This is a genomic window from Actinoplanes sp. NPDC049599 (assembly GCF_044465625.1).
Classification (GTDB): domain Bacteria; phylum Actinomycetota; class Actinomycetes; order Mycobacteriales; family Micromonosporaceae; genus Actinoplanes.
This window is the reverse complement of record NZ_JBITLX010000002.1, coordinates 235075-254834: the sequence shown is the minus strand read 5'-3', so window position 1 is coordinate 254834 and position 19760 is coordinate 235075. Positions and strand designations below refer to the sequence as shown.

Annotated in this window: 17 protein-coding genes; 6 read left to right on the top strand and 11 right to left on the bottom strand. The window is 74.0% G+C overall.

Annotated features, from left to right (window positions below; all coding sequences use genetic code 11):
• Nucleotides 1-139 precede the first annotated feature (139 nt).
• A complete protein-coding gene (locus ACIBQZ_RS04350; protein ID WP_396087017.1) occupies nucleotides 140-928 on the top strand; it encodes an ABC transporter ATP-binding protein in 789 nt (262 codons plus the stop codon).
• Complete coding sequence (locus ACIBQZ_RS04345) at nucleotides 925-3468, top strand: ABC transporter permease (RefSeq protein ID WP_396087016.1); 2544 nt, start codon at nucleotides 925-927, stop codon at nucleotides 3466-3468. The genes ACIBQZ_RS04350 and ACIBQZ_RS04345 overlap by 4 nt, the downstream gene beginning before the upstream one ends.
• On the opposite strand, the gene ACIBQZ_RS04340 is transcribed toward ACIBQZ_RS04345, so the two are convergent.
• Nucleotides 3389-4216 carry an HAD family hydrolase gene (locus ACIBQZ_RS04340; protein ID WP_396087015.1) on the bottom strand — a complete coding sequence of 276 codons (828 nt, stop codon included), beginning with the start codon at nucleotides 4214-4216 and terminating at the stop codon, nucleotides 3389-3391. The genes ACIBQZ_RS04345 and ACIBQZ_RS04340 overlap by 80 nt on opposite strands.
• Nucleotides 4217-4408: 192 nt before the next feature.
• Here ACIBQZ_RS04340 and ACIBQZ_RS04335 point away from each other — a divergent pair, with 192 nt between their 5' ends.
• Nucleotides 4409-5356, top strand: a complete 948-nt coding sequence (locus tag ACIBQZ_RS04335; protein WP_396087014.1) for an alpha/beta hydrolase — start codon at nucleotides 4409-4411, stop codon at nucleotides 5354-5356.
• On the opposite strand, the gene ACIBQZ_RS04330 is transcribed toward ACIBQZ_RS04335, so the two are convergent.
• A complete protein-coding gene (locus tag ACIBQZ_RS04330; protein ID WP_396087013.1) occupies nucleotides 5341-5640 on the bottom strand; it encodes an antibiotic biosynthesis monooxygenase family protein in 300 nt (99 codons plus the stop codon). The genes ACIBQZ_RS04335 and ACIBQZ_RS04330 overlap by 16 nt on opposite strands.
• Before the next feature lie 152 nt (nucleotides 5641-5792).
• Here ACIBQZ_RS04330 and ACIBQZ_RS04325 point away from each other — a divergent pair, with 152 nt between their 5' ends.
• Complete coding sequence (locus ACIBQZ_RS04325) at nucleotides 5793-6431, top strand: GNAT family N-acetyltransferase (RefSeq protein ID WP_396087012.1); 639 nt, start codon at nucleotides 5793-5795, stop codon at nucleotides 6429-6431.
• Nucleotides 6432-6467: 36 nt separating this feature from the next.
• On the opposite strand, the gene ACIBQZ_RS04320 is transcribed toward ACIBQZ_RS04325, so the two are convergent.
• The 8 genes from ACIBQZ_RS04320 to ACIBQZ_RS04285 all read right to left on the bottom strand — a co-directional run bounded on the left by ACIBQZ_RS04320 (nucleotide 6468) and on the right by ACIBQZ_RS04285 (nucleotide 17341).
• Nucleotides 6468-8561 carry a response regulator gene (locus ACIBQZ_RS04320; RefSeq protein WP_396087011.1) on the bottom strand — a complete coding sequence of 698 codons (2094 nt, stop codon included), beginning with the start codon at nucleotides 8559-8561 and terminating at the stop codon, nucleotides 6468-6470.
• Entirely contained in the window at nucleotides 8558-9634 is a 1077-nt protein-coding gene (cheB, locus tag ACIBQZ_RS04315; protein WP_396087010.1) for a chemotaxis-specific protein-glutamate methyltransferase CheB, read from the bottom strand. Before cheB ends, ACIBQZ_RS04320 begins: the two co-directional genes overlap by 4 nt.
• Nucleotides 9635-9671: 37 nt before the next feature.
• Nucleotides 9672-11879: a response regulator gene (locus tag ACIBQZ_RS04310; protein WP_396087009.1), complete on the bottom strand. Its 2208-nt coding sequence runs from the start codon at nucleotides 11877-11879 to the stop codon at nucleotides 9672-9674.
• Entirely contained in the window at nucleotides 11879-13345 is a 1467-nt protein-coding gene (locus tag ACIBQZ_RS04305; RefSeq protein WP_396087008.1) for a methyl-accepting chemotaxis protein, read from the bottom strand. The genes ACIBQZ_RS04310 and ACIBQZ_RS04305 overlap by 1 nt, the downstream gene beginning before the upstream one ends.
• A gap of 5 nt (nucleotides 13346-13350) precedes the next feature.
• On the bottom strand, nucleotides 13351-13890 hold the full coding sequence (locus ACIBQZ_RS04300; RefSeq protein ID WP_396087007.1) for a chemotaxis protein CheW: 540 nt from the start codon (nucleotides 13888-13890) through the stop codon (nucleotides 13351-13353).
• A complete protein-coding gene (locus ACIBQZ_RS04295) occupies nucleotides 13887-15290 on the bottom strand; it encodes a CheR family methyltransferase (protein WP_396087006.1) in 1404 nt (467 codons plus the stop codon). The genes ACIBQZ_RS04300 and ACIBQZ_RS04295 overlap by 4 nt, the downstream gene beginning before the upstream one ends.
• Nucleotides 15287-15760 (bottom strand): chemotaxis protein CheW, encoded by a 474-nt coding sequence (locus ACIBQZ_RS04290; protein WP_396087005.1) that lies wholly within the window; start codon nucleotides 15758-15760, stop codon nucleotides 15287-15289. The genes ACIBQZ_RS04295 and ACIBQZ_RS04290 overlap by 4 nt, the downstream gene beginning before the upstream one ends.
• A 99-nt stretch (nucleotides 15761-15859) precedes the next feature.
• Nucleotides 15860-17341: an acyltransferase family protein gene (locus tag ACIBQZ_RS04285; protein WP_396087004.1), complete on the bottom strand. Its 1482-nt coding sequence runs from the start codon at nucleotides 17339-17341 to the stop codon at nucleotides 15860-15862.
• A 291-nt stretch (nucleotides 17342-17632) separates the two neighbouring features.
• Between ACIBQZ_RS04285 and ACIBQZ_RS04280 the strand changes: the two genes are divergently transcribed.
• Together ACIBQZ_RS04280 and ACIBQZ_RS04275 are read left to right on the top strand one after the other, a co-directional pair.
• Entirely contained in the window at nucleotides 17633-18505 is an 873-nt protein-coding gene (locus ACIBQZ_RS04280) for a CAP domain-containing protein (RefSeq protein ID WP_396087003.1), read from the top strand.
• Nucleotides 18506-18609: 104 nt separating this feature from the next.
• Nucleotides 18610-19359, top strand: a complete 750-nt coding sequence (locus ACIBQZ_RS04275) for a L,D-transpeptidase family protein (RefSeq protein WP_396087002.1) — start codon at nucleotides 18610-18612, stop codon at nucleotides 19357-19359.
• A gap of 118 nt (nucleotides 19360-19477) precedes the next feature.
• On the opposite strand, the gene ACIBQZ_RS04270 is transcribed toward ACIBQZ_RS04275, so the two are convergent.
• The gene (locus ACIBQZ_RS04270) at nucleotides 19478-19666 is read right to left on the bottom strand and encodes a hypothetical protein (RefSeq protein ID WP_396087001.1); all 189 of its coding nucleotides are present in this window, start codon (nucleotides 19664-19666) and stop codon (nucleotides 19478-19480) included.
• Between the last annotated feature and the right edge of the window lie 94 nt (nucleotides 19667-19760).

The following is a 19760-nucleotide window of genomic DNA, read 5'->3' as shown; positions in this document are numbered from 1 at the left end:
CGTAACCGCTGCTCAACCCGCCTCCATCGGCCGAAAGACAGACCCGCCGCGCCCGGCGATCCCCGCTGCGGGCCGATGTGCGGGGTGCCCACCGGCCATCAGGCTGCTCACAGTTTCGCCGACCCCTGGAGGCACCCTGATGAGAACGCAGTCCCCGGCCGCCGCGCCGACGACACCGCCGGCCGGCCCGGCCGACGGCATGACCGCCGTCGCCGCCGTGGACCTGGTCAAGGTGTACGGCAGCGGCGAGACCGCCGTCCGCGCCCTCGACGGTGTGACGGTCGGCTTCGCCCGCGCCCAGTTCACCGCGATCATGGGGCCGTCCGGTTCCGGCAAGTCCACGCTGATGCACTGCCTGGCCGGCCTCGACACGGCCACCTCGGGCCGGGCGCTGCTCGGCGGCACCGACCTCACGGTGCTCAGCGACAAGGTCCTCACCCGGGTCCGCCGGGAGCGGATCGGCTTCGTCTTCCAGTCCTTCAACCTGCTCCCGCAGCTCACCGCCGCGCAGAACATCACGCTGCCGCTGGACCTGTCCGGCGCCCGGGCCGAGCGTGGTCTGTTCGCCCACCTGACCGACGTGCTCGGGCTGGCCGGGCGGCTCACCCACCGGCCCAGCGAGCTCTCCGGCGGCCAGCAGCAGCGGGTCGCGCTGGCCCGGGCACTGGTCTCCCGCCCCGAGGTGGTCTTCGCCGACGAGCCGACCGGCAACCTCGACTCCCGGTCCGGCGCCGAGGTGCTGTCGTTCCTGCGCGGCTCCGTGCGCGACCTGGGCCAGACCATCGTGATGGTCACCCACGACCCGGGCGCGGCCGCGTACGCCGACCGGGTCGTGCTGCTGGCCGACGGCCGGGTGGCCGGCGACCTGGACCGTCCCGACCGCGCGTCGATCGCCGACGCCCTGCAGCACCTGGGATCGCACCGGTGAACGTCCTGCGCACCCAGCTCGCCGGCGTCGCCCGGCGCCCGGCCCGGCTGCTGCTGACCGGGCTGGCCATGCTCGTCGCGTCCTTCGTGGTCTACGCCACCGTGCTGGCCCAGCAGATCACCGAGCGCAGCGTGCTGGACGGGCTCAGCGGCACCCCGGCCACCGTCGACCTCGTGGTGGACGGGTCGGCCCCGCTCGCCCCCGCCGCGCTGGAGCAGCTGCGGGCCGTGCCCGGCGTCGCCGACGCGGCCGGCCGGGCCGAGTTCTCCGGCGAGACCGGCGGCCAGTACCTCACGATCCTGGCGGACCCGGGCAGCGGCCCGCTCGCCGTCACCCGCGTCACCCAGGGCCGGTTCCCGGCCGCGAGCGGGGAGATCGCGGTCAGCCCGCGGACGGCGGACCGGATGGGCCTGCCGGTCGGCACGACCCTGTCGCTGTTCACCGTCTGGGACGACGACGGCAAACCCGGCAAGCCGGTGCGGCTCACGGTCACCGGGCTGGCGGAGGGCAACGGCGACTACGGGTTCACCGCATACGCGCCGACGGCCACCGTGCTCGGGCTCGGCACCGGGGGCTCGATGGCGCGGGTGGACCTGCGCCTGGCGCCGGGCGCCGACGCCGCGGCCGTCCGGGCCGCGGTGGACCGGACCGTGCAGGCGATGCCCGCTCCGGCCGAGGGCGCCGAGCGGCCGGAGGTACGTTCGGGCGCCGAGGTGCGCACCGACGAGGCGAACTCGGCGGCGTCCGACCTCAACGAGCTGTTCGCGGTCGTGGCGATGTTCGTGGCCATCGCGGTCGTCGCCGCCGGGCTGGTGGCCACCTCGACGTTCCGGATCGTCTTCGCCCAGCGGATGCGCCAGCTCGCGCTGCTGCGGGCGGTCGGCGCCGGCCGCGGCTCGATCCGCCGGGCGCTGGCGGTGGAGGGCGCGCTGACCGGCTTCGTCGCCGGGCTGGCCGGGGTGCTCGGCGCGCTGGCGGTGGGCCACGCCCTGCCGCCGGTGCTGCGCGCCTTCGACTTCGCGGTGTCCTCGCCCGGCGTACCCGTGCTGCCCGCGGCCGGCGTGGTCGCGCTGTCGGTGCTGATCACCGTGCTGGCCGTGCTGGCGCCGGCGTTCTCGGCCGCGAAGGTCGCCCCGCTGGAGGCGCTGCGCGCGGCGAGCACCACCGCCGGCCGCCGCGACATCGGCAAGCTGCGCTGGGCGTTCGGCCTGCTGCTCCTGCTGGGCGCGAGCGCCGCGGCCGGGTACGTCATCACGCACCTGCCGGGCCGCGACGCCAAGAACTACGACCCGGGCCCGATGCTGTTCACCGTGGTCCTGTCCGGGGCGCTGGCGTTCTTCGCCCTGATGGCGCTGGGCCCGGTGCTGGTGCGCCCGGTGCTGGCCGCCGTCGGCTGGCCGCTGCGCCGGCTCGGCGCGGTGGGCCGGCTCGCGGTCGGCGGCGTGGGCGGCGCGCCCCGGCGGGCCGCGGCGGTCTCCGTGGTGGTGGCGCTCGGCGTCACGCTGATCGCCGGGGTCGTGGTGACCGGCTCGTCGGTGCGGGTGCTGGTCGACCGCGAACTGGCCTCCGCGGTGCCCGCCGACTTCGAACTCACCGCCAACGGCGGCGAGCGGCTGCCGGCCGGCCTGATCGACCAGGCGCGGGCCAGCACCGACCTGGCCCACGTCACCGGCTACCGGCGGCTCGACAACGTCCGGATCGGCGGCACCGAGCCCCAGCTGCAGGCCACCGACCTGGACCTGGCCGCACTGCCCACCCTGGACAAGATCGACGTGTCGGCGGGCTCGCTGGCCGGCGTCGGGCCGGGTGCGGTCGCCATCTCCGGCTTCGCTACGGACCTGAGCGGGCTGGCGGTCGGCGACACCACCACGCTGACCGCGGGGAAGAAGCAGCTGCAGGTCAAGGTGGCGGCCCTGCTGCCGGACAGCGGGCCGCTGCAGTCGTACGTGCTGCTGGACGCGAGTGACCTGAGCAAGCTGGGGGCGCCGGCGACGTACTCGGGGCTGCTGGCCGACGCGGCGCGGCCCGGGGAGGACGGCCGTACCGCCGGGCAGAAGGCCATGCAGCAGCTCACCCAGGGCCGCCCCGGGGTCGGGGTCGAGGTGCTGGCCGACCAGCGCGACGAGATCAACCTGGCGATCGACGCGGTGCTCGCGGTGGCGATCGGCCTGGTCGGGCTGACGGTGCTGATCGCGGTGGTCGGCGTGGGCACGACCACGGCACTGTCGGTGGTGGAACGGGTCCGCGAGTCCGGCCTGCTGCGCGCGGTGGGCCTGTCCCGCGGCGGCCTGCGCGCGATGCTGACGGCGGAATCCAGCCTGTACGGCGTCATCGGGGCGACGATCGGCTTACTGCTCGGGGTGCCGTACGCCTGGTTGTCGATCAAGGCACTCGGCGTGAACGCGCCGCTGACGCTGCCGGTGTGGCAGCTGGCCGCGGTGTTCGCGGCGCTGGTGGTGTTCACGGCGGTGGCGGGGGTGCTGCCGGCCCGGCGGGCGTCGCGGGTGAGCCCGGTCGCGGCGCTGGCCACGGACGGCTGAGGGAAAGCACCTGACGCAGCGACCCGATGACCCCGCCGGCTGCGGGGTCATCGGTGTCGCGGTCGAGCGTGACGCCGCTCCCGGCGGGGTCATCGGCGTCGCGGTCGAGCGTGACGCCGCTCCCGGCGGGGTCATCGGTGTCGCGGTTGAGCGTGACCCCGCGATAGCCGAGGCGCAGGGCGGCCGCCACGAGCTCGGGATCGTCGTCGACGAACAAGCAGTCGCGCGGCTCCAGCCCGAGCAGCCGGCTGCCCTCGGCGTACATCCGCGGGTCCGGCTTGCGGCAGCCGAGGAGCTCGGAGATCGCGAAGCCCGCGAAGTAGTGCCCGACGTCCAGGCCGGCGAACGTCGCCTCCAGGCCGGCCCAGTTGTCGGAGACGACCGACATGCGGACGTCCCACCGGCGGAGCTGCTCGAGCACCGGGCGGACGTCGGGGTACAGCTCGATGACGGGGCCGGCGGCGGGGGCCTCCAGCTCGGTCAGCAGGCGCTCCGACGGGTTGGGGATGCCGAGCGCGGTGAGGATGGTCCGGTGATAGGCCGTGCGGTCCGCGGTGACGGTCGAGGCGTCCAGGAAGCGCTGCCCGGCTGTGAAGGCCCGTTCGAACAGCTCGGTGCGCAGGTGTGGGTGGTGCTTTGCGACGATGCGCTCGAAGTCGTAGCGGGGGTTCCAGCGGCCGCCGACGGGTCGCGTCAGGACCCCGCCGGCATCGAACATGACGCCGCGGACCGGTCGCCGATCCTCCACCGGGCGAGCCTACCGCCGGTTTTTGTCGGACCCGGCGGGTAGGTTGCCGGGGTGACCGAGTTTCCCGCGGATCCCTTTGCCGGTAACGATTCACCTGTCGCGTCGGGCTCTCGGGCCGGCCCGGCGGACGCGTTTCGGCTGCCGGGAGGCGCTGCCGCAGACGAGGGCTCGGCGTTGGATGGAGGTGGCACGGTGGGCGGTGGGGAGTTGGACGCGGTGGATCCGGAGTTGCGGGCTCCGCTGCCGGAGATCATGGCGGCGAGCCCGCGGCCGCTGACGCTGGAGGTGTTGCCGGCCCGGCGCGCGCTCGGTGCCGAGCTGGCGCCGGACGACGAGGTGCTGGCGCGGGACGGCCGGATCGCGTTGGAGAGCAGGCAGGCGGGGGAGGTCGGTGTCCTCGTCGCCCGGCCGGCGGGCGCCGCGGGGCCGTTGCCGGGTGTCGTCTATCTGCACGGCGGCGGGATGATCGCCGGGGACGAGCGCAGTGATCTGCCCGCGGTGCTGGACTGGGTCGAGCAGGCCGGCGTCGTGCTCGTCTCCGTCGCATACCGGCTCGCGCCGGAACACCCGTACCCCGCCGGGGTCGAGGATTGCCACGCCGCGCTGGCCTGGTCCTTCGCGCACGCGGAGGAGCTGGGGATCGACGGCCGGCTGGTGCTGGCGGGCGCGAGCGCCGGGGGCGGCCTGGCCGCGGCGACGGCGCTGCTGCACCGCGACCGCGGCGGCCCGGAGCTGGCCGGGCTGATGCTGATCTGCCCGATGCTGGACGACCGGAACGTGCACGCCCCGGTCCGCCCCTACGAGACCTGGAGCTCGATCTCCAACCTGACCGGCTGGACCGCCTTGCTCGGCGCGGCCCGCGGCGGCCCGGACGTCCCGCCCTACGCGGCGCCGGCGCGGGCCACCGACCTGACCGGCCTGCCGCCGGCCTTCATCGACGTGGGCACGGCCGACCTCTTCCTCACTGAGGACATCACGTTCGCCCAGCGCATCTGCGCCGCCGGCGGCCGCGCGGACCTGCACGTGTGGGCGGGCGGCTACCACGGCTTCGAAGCGCTGGTCCCGGAGGCGGCGGTGTCCCGAGCGGCCCGCGCGGCCCGGATCGACTGGCTGCGCCGGATCCTTCAGGCGACGGTGTAATGGGTGACGGTCTCCTCGCGGTCGAGCAGGAAGTCGTCGTCCTCGGGGTAGAAGACCGCCCGGGTGACGTCCGGGCCCGCAAACCCCCGAATGGCGTCGAGCGACTCCCACCAGCTCAGCGTGACAACCTCGGTGCGCCCGTCGGTGAGGTCCCGGGTCCACATCTGAGCGTCCCGATTGCCGGGCGTCCGGCGATAGGCGGCGATGCCGGTGGCCTTGATGTAGGCGACGTATTCGGCGGCCCGGTCGGTGGCGACCCAGCCACGCCACATGCGCGCGATCATCCTTGCGATGGTAGGCGCATCGGGAGCGTCCACCGGCTGCACCCGGTGGATGACCAAAGAGACGCTGATCGAGGTCAGTGGCGGCTCGTCGACACCACCCGGCCGCTCGACCTGTGCCGGGGCGACGTGATCCGGCACGCGGGATTCGCGCCGTGACGACCTGGCCCCTGCACGGGCTGCGGCTGGGCTGCCGCGAGGTCTCGCTGCGCCCGGTCCGGGAGGCCGACCTGCCCGCGCTGGCCGCGATCCTGCCCGCGGACTTCGAGCAGGACCCGCGGCTTGAGCTCTTCCCGGGCCTCAGCGACGAGCACAACCAGCGCCGGCTGTTCTACCAGGGCTACTGGAAGGCGCTCGGCACCTGGTCGCCGTCGTCGTGGGTGCTGCACTTCGCGGTCGCGTACCGGGGAGAACTGATCGGGGTGCAGACGCTGGAGGGGGACGACTTCCCGGTGCTCCGCACGGTCGACTCGGCGTCGTGGCTGGTGCCGGAGGTGCGCGGGCGCGGGCTCGGGGTGGCGATGCGCACCGCGGTGCTGGGCCTGTCGTTCGACCACCTCGGCGCGGTGGCGGCGGTCTCCTCGGCGGTGGCGGGCAACGCGGCCTCCCTCGGCGTCTCCCGGCGGATCGGCTACACCGACAACGGGGTCGGGCTGATCGCGGTGCCGGGCGGCGGGGTGGCGGAGCTGCAACACCTGCGGCTGACCGCGGAGGCCTGGCAGACCGCGGGCCACGGCAGAACCGTGACGGTTGACGGACTGGAGCCGTGCCTGCCCTGGTTCGGCCTGATCTGACCCGGCCCGCGCCCGGGCGGCCCGTGCGGCCGGTCCTCAGGTGGCCCGGCCGGGTCCACGGTGGACGGGCGGGAGCGTGAACCAGAACGTCGCGCCGTGCCCGTCCTCGCCCTCGGCGTGGATCTCGCCGCCGTGCCGTTCCACCGCCCGGTGCACCGTGGTCAGGCCGATGCCCGTGCCGGGGAAGTCGGCGGCGTCGTGCAGCCGGGCGAACGGCCGGAACAGCTCGATCGACTGGCCGGACGGGAAGCCGGCCCCGTTGTCCCGGATGTGGTACCTCGGGTTGTCGCCCGGCCCGCTCCAGCCGATCTCGATCAGCGCGTGCGACACCCGCCGGGTGAACTTGCAGGCGTTGTTGATCAGGTTTTCCAGGATGACCCGGACCAGGCCCTCGTCGCCGTCCGCGGTCATCCCCTCGGTCACCGTGAAGCGGATGGCCCGCCCGGGCTCGCGCGCCTCGACCTCGCCGATCACCTGCCAGACCGTCGTGGTCAGGTCGAAGCGTTGCCGGCGCAGCTCGCCGCGGCTGGCCCGGGCCAGGATCAGCAGCGACTCCACCAGGTCGGCCATCCGCTCGGCGGCGGCGTGGATGCGCTCCACCCGGTGCCGGACCTGCGCGCTCAGCGGTTCCTCGTCCTCGTCCAGGATGGTCTCCGCGAAGCTGCTGATGATCTGCAGCGGCCCGCGCAGGTCGTGCGAGACCGACCCGCTGAACGCCTCCAGCTCGCGGTTGCGCCACTCCAGCTCCTCGACCAGCGCCGCCCGGGTCTCGGCGAGCTGGCGGGCGGCCCGTTCCCCGGCCGCGTCGAGCTCGCGGCGCATCAGCTCCTCGCGGATCCGGCGGCTCTCGTCGAGCGACTGCTTGCGCCGGATCTGGCCCCGGACGTGCGCCCGCAACGTCTCGACGCCGTCGGCGGCGCGCACGTAGTCGTCGGCGCCCGCGGCCAGGCAGTCCAGCAGCGCCTCGTCGTCGTCGCCGGTCATGATGACCGGGGTGTCGCCGATCTGTGGCACCTCCTTGATCCGGCGGCAGATCTCCCGGGCCTCGGCGCCGGAGGCGTCCGTGCTCAGCACGATGCAGTCCACCGGCTGCGCCGCGAGCAGGTCCAGCGCGTCGTCGCCGGTGCCGGCCGCCACCACGTCGTAGCCGTCGTCGCGCAGCGCGTCGCCGAGCGCGCCCAGCCGGCGCCGGTCGGCGGTCACGGTGAGCACCTTGCCCGGCCCGTGCAGGCTCCCGGTCACCTCGATCGGCAGTTGCGCGGCGCTGGTCCGCAGCACGGCGGCGAGCTTGGCCAGCACCACGGCCAGGTCCTGCTGCTTGCGGACGAACGCGTCGGCGCCCGCCTCCAGCATCTGCACCTCGGTCGCGTAGTCGTCCGACGCGGTCATCAGCAGGCACGGGATGTCGCGCAGGGCGGGGTCGAGCCGTAACCGCCGGATCACCGTCGCGCCGTCGATGCCCGGCATGACCCCGTCCACGATGACCGCCTGCGGCCGGCGGTCGGCGGCGGTGCGCAGGCCCTCCTCGCCGGAGTTGGCGGTCAGGACGGCGTACCCCTCGGGCTCGAGCAGCTCCCTCAGCCGTTCCCGGAACGTCAGGCTGTCGTCGATGACCAGCACGGTGGTGCGGTCGTCGGCGCGGAACGGATCGTCGCCGAGCAGCTGCCGGGCCCGGGCGACGACGTACCCGGCGTCGTAGGGCTTCCCGACGTACTCGTCGGCGCCGGTGCGCAGGCCGTACAGCCGGTCGGCGACCTCGGCCTCGCTGGAGAGCAGGACGGTCACCGTGCTCTCCCGCCGGGGGTCGGCCCGCAACTCCCGCAGCAGCTCGACGCCGTCGGCGTCGGGCAGCAGCACGTCGAGCACCGCGACGTCGAAGTGCGCCCCGCTGAACGCCGCCCGCGCCTCGGCGCCGTCGGCGCACAGGATGGACCGGAAGCCGTCGGCCTCGAAGGCCTCGTGCAGATCCATCCGTACGGTGAGACTGTCGTCGACGATCAGCACGGTGCGCCGGTCGGCGGTCCACTCCGGGTACGGCTCACCGGTCGGCAGCTCCGGGATGCGCCAGCCGGGCGCCGGTGGCTCGTGGCGCTGGGCGGGCTGCGCCACGACGTCGTCCCGTCGGCTCATCGCCGGGCCTCCGCGCCGGAGGACATCCCGGCGAGATGCGCGGCGATCCGCGGCGGCGACATGATGAACGCGGCCGCACCCAGCAGCGCCGCCTCCCGGGGCATGCCGTAGACGACACAGCTCGTCTCGTCCTGGGCGAACGTCTGCCCGCCCCGCGCCCGCATCTGCAGCAGGCCGTCGGCCCCGTCGCGGCCCATCCCGGTCAGCAGGCAGCCGGCCGCGTTCGGGCCGTACTCGGCGGCCACCGACTCGAACAGCACGTCCACCGAGGGCCGGCAGGAGTGCCGGGGCGGCGCGTCGCTGAGCCGCAGGGCGCCGTCGCGGACCAGCAGGTGGCGGTCGGGCGGGGCCAGCAGGATCTGGTTGGAGAGCGTGCTCACCGGTGTCGCGTCCCGGGCGTAGCTGACGTTGCGCCCGGTCTGCCCGGCGAGCCAGTCGGAGAACGCCACGGCGAACGGCTCGCTCGCGGCGATGTGCTGCACGCACAGCACGGGCGTGGCGAACCCGACCGGCAGGGCCCGCAGCAGCTCGGTCAGCGCGCCGGGGCCACCGGTCGAGGCGCCCACCGCCACCACCTTGATCCGCCGTTCGTCGCTGGTGAACGGGACGGGGCCGACCACAGGCGCCGGCGTGGATCTGCCGCGGTTGCGGCCGTCGAGGCGGGCCCGCGGGTGGGTGATGACGCGGATCCGCGACACCAGCCGTACGGTCGAGCACAGCCGCCGCCCCCAGCCGGCGTCGCTGTCGTCGCCGCGCGGCTTCTCCAGCACGTCGACGGCACCGGCGGCGAGCGCGTTGTAGGTGCTGAAGAGCTCCTGCCGGTCGGCGGAGGAGACCACCAGGATCGGCGTCGGGAACTCGGCCATGATGTGCTCGGTGGCCACCAGCCCGCTCATCGTCGGCAGCATCATGTCCATGGTGATCACGTCGGGCCGCAGCCGCCCGACCATCTCGACGGCCTGCCCGCCGTCCAGCGCCTCGCCCACCACCTGCAGGTCGGGATCGGCGGCGAGGGCCTCGCGCAGGGCGTGCCGCATCGTCGCCGAGTCCTCGACCACCAGTACGCGGATCATGCGCGCCGTCCTCGCGGGCCACGGCGTCCGGCGCCGGTCATGCCGGCACCAGCCGGCGGATGTGCGCGAGCAGCTCCTCCTGGTTGAACTCGCCCTTGACCACGTACGCGCTGGCGCCGACCGCGACGCCGCGCTGCCGGTCCTCGGCGCTGGCCCGGGAGCTCACCAGGATGGCGGGCACCTCGGCCAGCTCCGGGTCGGCCCGGGTCTCGGCGACGAAGGCGAACCCGTCGATCCCCGGCATGTCGATGTCGGTGAGGTAGAGCCCGTACCGGCGGGAGCGGGCCCGGTCCAGGCCCTCCTCGCCCGAGGCGGCCAGGTCCACTTCGTACCCGGCCGATTCGAGGATGCTGCGTTCGAGCATCCGGGTGGTCAGCGAGTCGTCGACCACGAGGATGGGCAGCCGGCGTACGGGCTCGACGGGCGCGGTGCCACCCCCGCCGAGCCGCAGGGTCTCCGTCACCAGCCCCTGGGCGTCCAGCACGAGCCGCGGGTTGCCGTCCAGGTCCATCGACACGCCACCGATGACCGGGGCGGCGGGCGCCAGGTCGGGCAGCGGCCGCACGACCAGGGTGGACGTGCCGGCGAGCCGGTCGACGCCGACGGCCACCGCCTCGCCGTCGAGACCGACGATGACGGCGACGGTCGGCCCGCCGCCCTCCGGCACCGTCGTGCCGGCGTACAGGGCCCGGGCCAGCGACAGGAACGGGATCGCCTCGCCGTCGTGCGCCAGCTTCCCGGTGACGGCCGCGGCCGTGGCCTGCTCGGGCAGCAGCCGTACGCAGGTGCGCACGGCGTCGAGCGGCACCGTGGCCACGGTGCCGGCCGCCTCCACGATCAGCCCGTGCAGCGACATCAGGGCCAGCGGCAGCACCAGCTCGACGGCGACGCCCCGGCCGGCCTCGGTCCGCACGGACACCTCGCCGCCGAGCTGGTCGGCGACGTCCCGGGCGACGTCGAGGCCGATGCCGCGGCCGGACACCTCGGTCACCGTCGGCGAGGTGCTGATGCCGCCGCGCAGCACCAGGTCCACCAGCGCCTGCTCGTCGGGCGGGGTGCCACCGGGCATCAGCAGACCCCGCTCCTCGGCGGTACGCCGCACCGCGGCCAGGTCAAAACCGCGGCCGTCGTCCGTACAGCGGAACGCCACGAACCGTCCCCGCCGCTCGACCGCGACGACGACCTTGCCCTCGACGGGTTTGCCGGCCGCCAGCCGGTCGGCGTCGGCCTCGATGCCGTGCGCGACGGAGTTGCGGACGACGTGCAGCAGGGCGTTGCCGGCCAGCGTCAGCACCTGCGGATCCAGGCGGAGGTCCCCGCCCCGGCCCTCGAACCGCACCCGCTTGTCCTGGGCGTCGGCGGCGTCGCGCACCGCGCGGTGCAGGGCGGTGAAGATGGTCGAGGCCGACACCAGCCGCAGCCGTTCGGCCCGGCCACGCACCTCGTCCAGCTCCCGCTCGACCTGCTCGACCGTGTCGGTGATCCGCCGGTTGAGCGCGCCGAGTTCGGCGGCGAGCCGGGCGGCGACGACCCGGGCGGCGTCGGTGTGCGCGGCGGTCCGGCCGACCCGCAGCTGGTCGGCGAGCGCCTCGGCGGAGCGGGTGAGCCGGTCGAGCGACTGCCCGCCGGTCCGCAGCGGCGCGAACCGGGCGTGCGCCTCACCGACGGCGTCGAGCAGCTCGTCCACGTCGGCCGTCGCGCTGCGGGCGGCCGGCACGGACTCGTGCAATGCGGCAGGCCGGGTGCCGGGCGGCTCATCCGGCGTGGGACCGGTGTCCGGTGGCGCGGCGGGACGGGCGTCCGCCTCGGCGCTCGCGCTGCGGGTGGCCGGCGCGGACTCGTGCTGTGCGGCAGGCCGGGTGCCGGCGGCCGGGCTCGGGCCGCCGGGTGTCATCCCCGGCGGGAACCGCAGGGGAGCGGGCGGTGCCGCGCTGGGTGGCTCGAGGGCGGCGACCCGCTCCTCGATCTCGTCGTTGAGGCGCAGCAGCTCCCGCATCTGCTCCGCGGGCACCGGCTCGCCGCCACTGCGGTGCGGCACCAGGACTTCCTCGAAGGCGTGCGCCCGGTCGGCGATCTCCTGCTGCCGCACCACCCGGGCGGCGCCCTTGAGCGTGTGGGCGAAGCGCAGCAGCCGCGCCACCAGGTCCGGGCCGGGCTGCTGATCCAGGTCGAGGACGCCCGCGCTGATCTGGTCGACCAGTTCGCGGGCCTCGATCCGGAAGTACCGCAGCGGATCCTGGCTCATCAGCGCCGACCGGTGCCGACCAGGTCGAGCAGGTCGCCGGAGAGGTTGGACAGGTGCGAAGCGGTCTGCCGGGTCTGCACGGCGCTCGCCTCCGTCTCCCGGGTCACCCGGGCGGTGTCGGAAGCGGCCACGTTGACCTGTTCGACGGCCGTGGTCTGCTGCTTGGTGGACAGTTCGATCTCGCGGGTCGCGTCGTTGGTGGTGGCGACGAGCTGGGCGATGCGCCGGAAGGAGCTGGTGGCGTCGTCGAACTGCCGCGATCCCGCATCCACCGACTTGGCGCCGATCTCGGTGGCCATCACCGTGGTGTTGACGGCGCCGCGGACGTCGTCGATGAGCGCGCGGATCTCCTTGGCCGACCCGGCGGTGCGGTCGGCGAGCTTGCGGATCTCCTCGGCCACCACGGCGAACCGCCGTCCCCACTCGCCGGCCCCGCTGGCCTCGATGGTCGCGTTGATGGCGAGGATGTTGGTCTGCTCGGCCAGTTCCGAGACCAGGTCCACGACGCCGCCGATCTGCTGCGACTTCTCGCCCAGCGCCAGCATGTGCTGGACGATCTGGTCCACCTGCGCGCGGATGGCCGCGATGGAGGCCCGGGTCTGGTCGATCGTGGTGTCACCGGTCGCCGCCGCATCCGCGGTGTCCTCGGCGATCTTGGACACCCGCTGGGCGCTCTCCGCGATCTGCCGCGAGGTGATCAGCAGCTCGCTGATCGTCGTGGTGATCTCGTTCATCGCGCTGGCCTGGTCGCGGCCGCCGGAGGCCTGCTGCGCCGCGGCGGCCTCGAGCTCCGCCGACGAGCTCTGGATGTGCCCGACCGCGGCGCCGACCTCGCGGCGCAGATCGCGGTTGAGCCGCCAGGCGATGTAGCCGCCGCAGCCCATCGCCAGCAGGCCCAGCACGATGATCAGCACGATGCCCTGGGTGGCCCGCGCCGAGGAGTCCCGGCGGGCCTGCTCCACGTCGGTGCGGACCTTGGTGGTCAGCGCGGCGATCGCGTTCTGCAACGTGGTCCGGGCCGGGGTGACCTCGATCGTGTTCAGCTTGCTGATCGCCGTCAGGTCCTTGATCGTCCTGCGTCGCTCGATGACCGGCTGCAGGGCGGCCGAGTGTTCGGCCTCGGCGGCCGACACCGCCTCCAGCAGGGCGAGCGTGCCCGGCTCGGTGATGGTGCCGCGCAACTGCACCACCAGCGCGAGGAAGTCCTCGCGGTCGCGGTTGGTCAGGTCCAGGTAGTCCTGGGTGCCGTTGAGCAGGTAGCCGCGGTAGTCGCTGATCCGGCTCTCCGCCTTGGTGCTCAGGTGCTCGGCGCTGACCAGGTCGTCGACGGCCTCCCGGATCGCGTCGTCCTTGGAGGTCACGACGATCGAGAGGGCGGCGACCGAGGACGCGCCCATGATCAGGGTCAGGGCCACGGTCAGCCCGAAACCCAGCCCGAGCTTGTTGCCGAAGGTTCGTTTGGCCATCCCCGTCACCGTTCCTCGGTGTTGTACGTGGTGTGTCCGGTCAGCTGGTGCACGACCGCCCGGGCCGCCGGCAGGTCCACGATCGGCCGGATGCCGCCCGGCAGCGGGACCATCCCGCGCAGCACGTCGCGCCCCGCCCGGCCGTCCGCCTCGGCGACGATGATCGAGGCCGGGACCCGGAAGTGGCCGTCGAGACCGTGGAACGCCAGTGCCAGCGGCGGGGTGCCGCTGGCGAGCGCGAGCCAGCGGGGGCGTTCCGGCACGGGATGCCCGAGCAGCGCCGCCAGGTCGTAGACGGGCAGAATGGCCCCGCCGAAGCCGGCGACACCCAGCAGCGCGGCCTGCGGACCGGGCAGCGGCGTGACCGGGCGGTCGGAGTGCACGCCGGACGCCTGGGACAGCCGCAGCGCGTACGGGCGGCCGCCGGCCCGGATCGCCAGCAGCTCGGCGTACTCGGCGTCGTGCTGGCGCGCCGGTTCGGTGAAGGAGCGGTCGAAGTCGGCGCGCAGGTCGGCGAGGCGGTCCGTCACGTCGGTCGGCGTCATCGGTACGCCCCGCAGGCGTCGAGCTCGGCGCGGCAGAGCGTGGTCAGCGCGATCCGGCCGAAGCCGCCGCCGAACAGCGCGATCCGCTCGTCGCGTTCCTGGCGCAGCAGGGTCAGCGCCCGGTCCAGCTCCGGCCCGGCGATCCGGTTCTCCCCGCGCCGGCGGGCGAGCAGGCCCAGCCGCAGCCGCGGCATCGCGAAGTCCGGATCCAGGTACGCGGCCAGCCGGTAGTGCCCGATCGCCACGTCCACCGCCGCGCCGCCCTCCAGGCAGACGGCGAGCTGATGGTGCGCGTCGGCGTAGAGACCGTCGACGTCCAGCAGCCGCCGGCAGACCATCTCGGCGTCGTCGATGCGGCCGGCGTGCGCCAGCAGCACCGCGCGCAGCAGCAGGTCACGCGGCGTGGGCCGGTCGGTGGCCTCGTCCTCGACGATCCGCAGCGCGTCGGCGAACCGCTCGTCGATCAGCAGCCGCATCGCCCGCTCGTGGACGCCGGACTCCGCCGGCGGGGGCGGCACGGGTCGCGGACCCGCCGACACCATCCCGGCCTGCGGACCCGCGGCGACCGGCGCAGCGGTGCCCCGCGGCGGGCGACGGTAGTAGAACGTCTGGTGCGTGTGCTGCGGCTCGAGCCCGTCGGGACGGCTGCCGAGCGAGTCGGTGTGCCCGAGGAAGAGGTAACCGCCCGGCGCGAGGGCACGGGTCATCCGCTGCACCAGGGACGCGCGGACCTCCGGGGTCAGGTACATCAGCAGGTTGCGGCAGAACACCACGTCGTACTGGTCCGCGTGCCACAGGGCCTCGTCGTCGTTCGTCACGTTGTACTGCCGGAACTGCACCAGCGACCGGATGGCGGCGGCCAGCTCGAAACCGCCCTCGTGCGGATGGAACCACCGCTGCCGGATGCCGTCCGGGGTCTCCCGCAGCGACCAGGCCGAGAACTGCCCCCGCGCCGCCCGGCGCAGCACCGCCGGGTTGGCGTCCAGGCCCAGCACCGAGATGATCCAGTCCGGGTCGGGCCGGCTCTCCCGGGCGACGATGCCCAGCGTGAACGCCTCCTCGCCGGAGGAGCACCCGACGGAGAGCATGCGCAGCACCCGCTGCGCCGCGCGGGCCTCGATCCGCTCGGGCAGGGCGATCTCGGCGAGCGCCCGGAACTGCTCGCCGTGGCGGTAGAAGTAGGTCTCGTTGATGGTCAGCTCTTCGGCGAGCGTGGTCAGCTCGATGTCCCAGTCGTTCGCCGCGAGCCGGTCCAGGTAGGCCGCCCGGCCGAGCCCGTACTGGTCGGACCGCCTGCCGAGCACCTCGGCCAGCTGCGGGGCGTCGTTGTTGTCGAACGTCCAGCCGAGCTTGGTCGCGAGCAGGGCGCGGAACCGGGTGAGCTCGGCGGCGACGGTCATGACGGCACCGCCAGGGCGGCCGCGGCGGCCCAGACCTCGTCCGGTACGAGCCGCATGCTCTGCAACAGCAGCACCGGCACGGCGTCGATCGTGCCGACGGCGGCGATGAGCCGGGCCGGCGCGTCCCCGAGCAGCGCCGCGTGCGGCTCCGCGCCGTCCGCGCTGACCGCGCGCACGCCGAGGATGGTCCCGGTCGCGAACGCCACCGGGCCGCGTTCGGTCCGGACCGCCACGAACCGCGACACCTCGGCCGCGGCCCCGCCGAGCAGCCGGGCCACGTCGATCACCAGCGTGGGGATGCCGCGCAGGATGCAGATGCCGGTCACGAACGCCGGGGTGCCGGCCAGCGGGTGGGTGGCCAGCGGCCGCATGGTCTCGATGACCTCGCCGAGGCGCAGGGCACAGAGCAGCGGCCCGGCTCGGAAGACGAGCGAGCTGTTTCCCGCAGGCGCCTCTGCAGATGGCGCCATTTGTCCCGGCTGCACCATTCGCTAAGGCTAGCCGTCATTTCGGGTTATTTAGCGAGAATGTTTCAGTCCGTCGCGTCCCCGAAACCCCGGCGCCGGGGGTCAGCGTGGCACGTCGTGCTCCCCGCCGAACCACGGGATCGCCGCCTCCCGGTCATCCGGATCGTGCCGCCGGGCCTGCGCCGGTGGCCCGGCCGGTCCGGCGGGCTCGACCGGCCCCTGCGGCCCGGAGATGACCGGTACGGACGGAGCGGCGTGCCGAGCCCCGGCGCCGGGCAGCCCGAAGTTCACCTCGGCCTCGGGGAACGGCGCGACGTAGCCCCGCTGCCGCGCGATGAAGCCCGACTCGCCCAGCACGATCGGCGCCGCCGCGGCCCTCGCCCAGGGCGCCTCCACCGCCGCACCCGGTGCCGGCGGGCCGTCCCGGCGAGCGGGAACGTCCACACCGGAGGGTGCGAAGCCGGCGACCGGGCCCGGAGCGCCGGTGGGCCGCGAGGCCGGCTCGTCCGCGCCGGTCGCGGGGGCAGGATCGACCTTTCGCGGCCCGCCGCCACCGGTGGGCCACAGGGCCGGCCGCCGGCGTGCCGCCAGGTCCTCGACCCAGCCGAACGCCAGCACCGCCGCCGCCGTCAACGCCAGCGAGGCGATCAGGTCCGTCGGCCCGTCCAGGTCGCCCAGGTCGTCCAGCGTCAGCACTGTCAGCACCGGCCAGATCGCCGCGATCGCGATGTTGTGCCACAGGTAGATCGTCACCGCGCGCGCGTTCAGCAGGTTCACCGCGCCGTTCACCCGGGGGTTGCGCTCCAGCCAGCTCGTGTCCGGCTGCCAGCGCAGCGCCAGCAGGACGAAGGCCAGCGACCACAGCGCCTGCGACTCCGACACGTCGTTCAGGTCCCAGCCCGCGTCGTCCGCGTGGCCCCGCAGCCAGTACAACGCGGCCAGGCCGAGGATCGCCGAGGCGGCCACTACCAGGCCCGGGCGGATCCGGGCCAGCCGGCCGTCGTGGTGGGCGAAGCCCGCGATCCAGCACGCGCCGTAGGTGGCGAAGTCCCACATCGCCGCGTCGGCCCGGCCGAACGGCAGGGTGAAGCCGGTCTTGTCGAGCACCGCGATGCCGACGATCGGCGCGGCCACCGCGGCCCAGCCGATCTTCTTGTACGCCAGGTACAGCAGCGGCGACAGCAGCACGAACCACAGGTACGCCCGGATGTACCAGAGCGGTTCCCAGACGTCGATGCCGCGCTCGCTGCCCGGCGGGTCGCCGATCGGCAGCAGCCACAGGCCGAGCTTCCAACTCAGGGGCTCGTCGCCGCCGTCCTGGCGGGTCCAGCCGAGGTAGAGCATCGCGGGCACCGCGACCACCGCCAGCAACCACAGCGGCGGCAACAGCCGGCGCAGCCGCGAGGTGATCACCTGGCCGGCCGCGCGCTTGTCCAGCGAAGCCGCGGTGAGCGAGCCGGCGAGGGCGAACATGATGCCCATCGCGGGCAGCAGGATCGACAGCCACGGCCAGCCGAACAGGTGGTAGACGATCACCCGGGCGATGGCGGCGGCGCGGAGCAGGTCCAGATAGCGGTTGCGCACCGGAGCACGCTAGCGATGCCCGCCGGGGTCCCAGTACCTCCGCAGCGGTCCACAAGTGCGCCCGCCCGGGCTACCCCGAAAGGGTGAAGTGTCCTTTTTGTCCGTGCGTTTGTGCGACGTCGGTGCTTCCGGCTTTCCCGCGAAACCCCAGCTCAACGGCGGTGTGGCCGGGCATCGGGGGAGAAGTGGCCGGAACCTGGCCCAGTCACCGCCCGGTGGTCCTGCCGTTGGTCCACCTCGAGGGCGGCGCGCACGGGGCGCGGCGCGGCGAGGCAGAGGGAGACAAACGGGATGCGCAAGTCAGCTGTCGTGGTGACCGCCGCGGTCTCGGCGGTGCTGGCCGGCGGGATCATGCTCGCCACCACCGCGGTGGCGGAGGAGACGCCGGCGGCGCCGTCCACGGCTCTGCCCGACCTGCCGGAGATCCCCCAGCTGCCGGGTGCTGACGGCGTGCCGGTGGGTGCCGGGCTGCCTGCCGTACCGATGGATCCGGCCGGCCAGGCCGCGCCCGCCGCCACCGAGCCGGGGGATGGGGTTGATCCGGCGAAGCCGGCGGCGCAGCGGCCCGGCGCCGCGACGCCCGGCCGCCCGGCTGCCGACGACGCCGTGACCCGTCCCGCGCCGGCCTCCCCGACCGCGGCGAAGCCCGCCGCGGCGGCCGACCGGCCCGCCGGGAAGCCGGCTGCCGACAAGCCCGCGCGCGGCGGCCGGTCCGCGACCGTCGCGGCCGCGCAGCAGGACGTGACGACCAGCCAGGCGCTCTCCACCGACCCCCACGGCTCCGTGCAGCAGCAGGCGCTGACCCTGGTCAACGAGAGCCGGCGGCGGGGCGGCTGCGACAACCTCGCGGTGGACCGGCGGCTGATCGTGGCGGCGAACCGGCACGCCGCCGAGATGGCGCGGCGCGGCTACTTCGCGCACGAGGACTCGCGCGGTGAGCGCGCCGGTGACCGGGTGCAGGACGCCGGTTACCAGTGGTCACGGTACGGCGAGAACATCGCCCGCGGCCAGGACAGCGTGGCCGAGGTCGTCACCGGCTGGCTGAACAGCCCGGAGCACCGGGCGAACATCATGGACTGTGACCTGCGCGAAGTGGGCGTGGGCCTGGCGTTCGCGGCCGACCGCACCCCCTACTGGGTGCAGGATTTCGCCACCCCGCAGTGAGGTGCCACCTCCCGGATTGATGCCACGGTCGTCCGGCTGACCTTCCCAGGAGCACCGGTGTGCTTCGATGTGCGGACACATCTCCTGGGGAGGACGATTTGGGAGTGCAACGGGTTTCCGCACGCCTCGCCGCCGCCGCGCTGGCGCTGGCGGTCGGCGGTGGGCTCGGCGCGGTGCTGCTGTCCCCGGCCGCGGCCAGCGCCGCGCCGGTCAGTGTCACACCGATAACCGCCGTCGTCGTCACGAAGGCCGCCGCGGCCTCGTGCTCGACGGGCAAGTACCAGAAGCAGGTCGAGGGTTACCTCAAGAAGATCGGCGGCTACGGCACGGTCTCGGTGGACGGCAAGCAGTCCGCCGCCGACTGCGCCGCGATCAAGAAGTTCCAGAAGCGGTTCGGCATCAAGCCGGCCGCGGGCCTGGCCGGCCCGACGACGCACGGAGTGGCCAAGCGGATCGCCGCCACGAAGACGTCGAAGTGCAAGGCGAAGAAGTCGGGCTACACGTTCTGCATCAACCTGACGCAGCAGACGACCTGGGTGATGAAGAACGGCAAGGTCTACGCCAAGCCGACGGTCACCCGGACCGGCATGAAGGGGTACCGCACGCCGGCGGGCACCTTCAAGATCAACAAGCGCACCAAGAAGGAATGGTCCGACCCGTACGACGTGTGGTTGCCGTACTGGCAGCGCTTCATCGGCGGCCGGGGCTTCCACGAGACGACCACGTACATCCACGACGCGTGGCGGGGCTCGCACGGCTGCGTCAACCTGCTGCCGGCGGACGCCAAGAAGTACTACAAGATCGGCAAGATCGGCATGACGGTCAAGGTCATCGGCCGTCGGCCGGGCACCTGATCGGCTCCGCGAGGGCCCGCCGGCTGCTGCCGGCGGGCCTTCTTTTTCCGGTACGGGGGTGAGCCGCGGCCTTTCCGGGCGCGCGGTGGGCCTTCGTGGCACGCGGGGTGGGCCGGGGTCAGGCTGCCAGCTCCCGGTGGGCCAGGCTGGCGTGCGTGGTGAGCACGTCGTGCCGGCCGAACGCCTGCTCGTCGCCGGCCGCGGTCAGCACCCGCAGACCCTGGCGGTCCAGCGTGTAGGTGACATCGATGAAGCGGCTGACGGTGTCGTCGTGATGCACCACCGTCAGCTCGTCGGCGCGTTGCATGGGTCCCGTCCTTCGCTTACGCGGATGTGGCACGTGACCTGGGTTACGGATGCCGAGGGGCACCCGGTTCAACCGTCGGCCGATTGTGCCATGT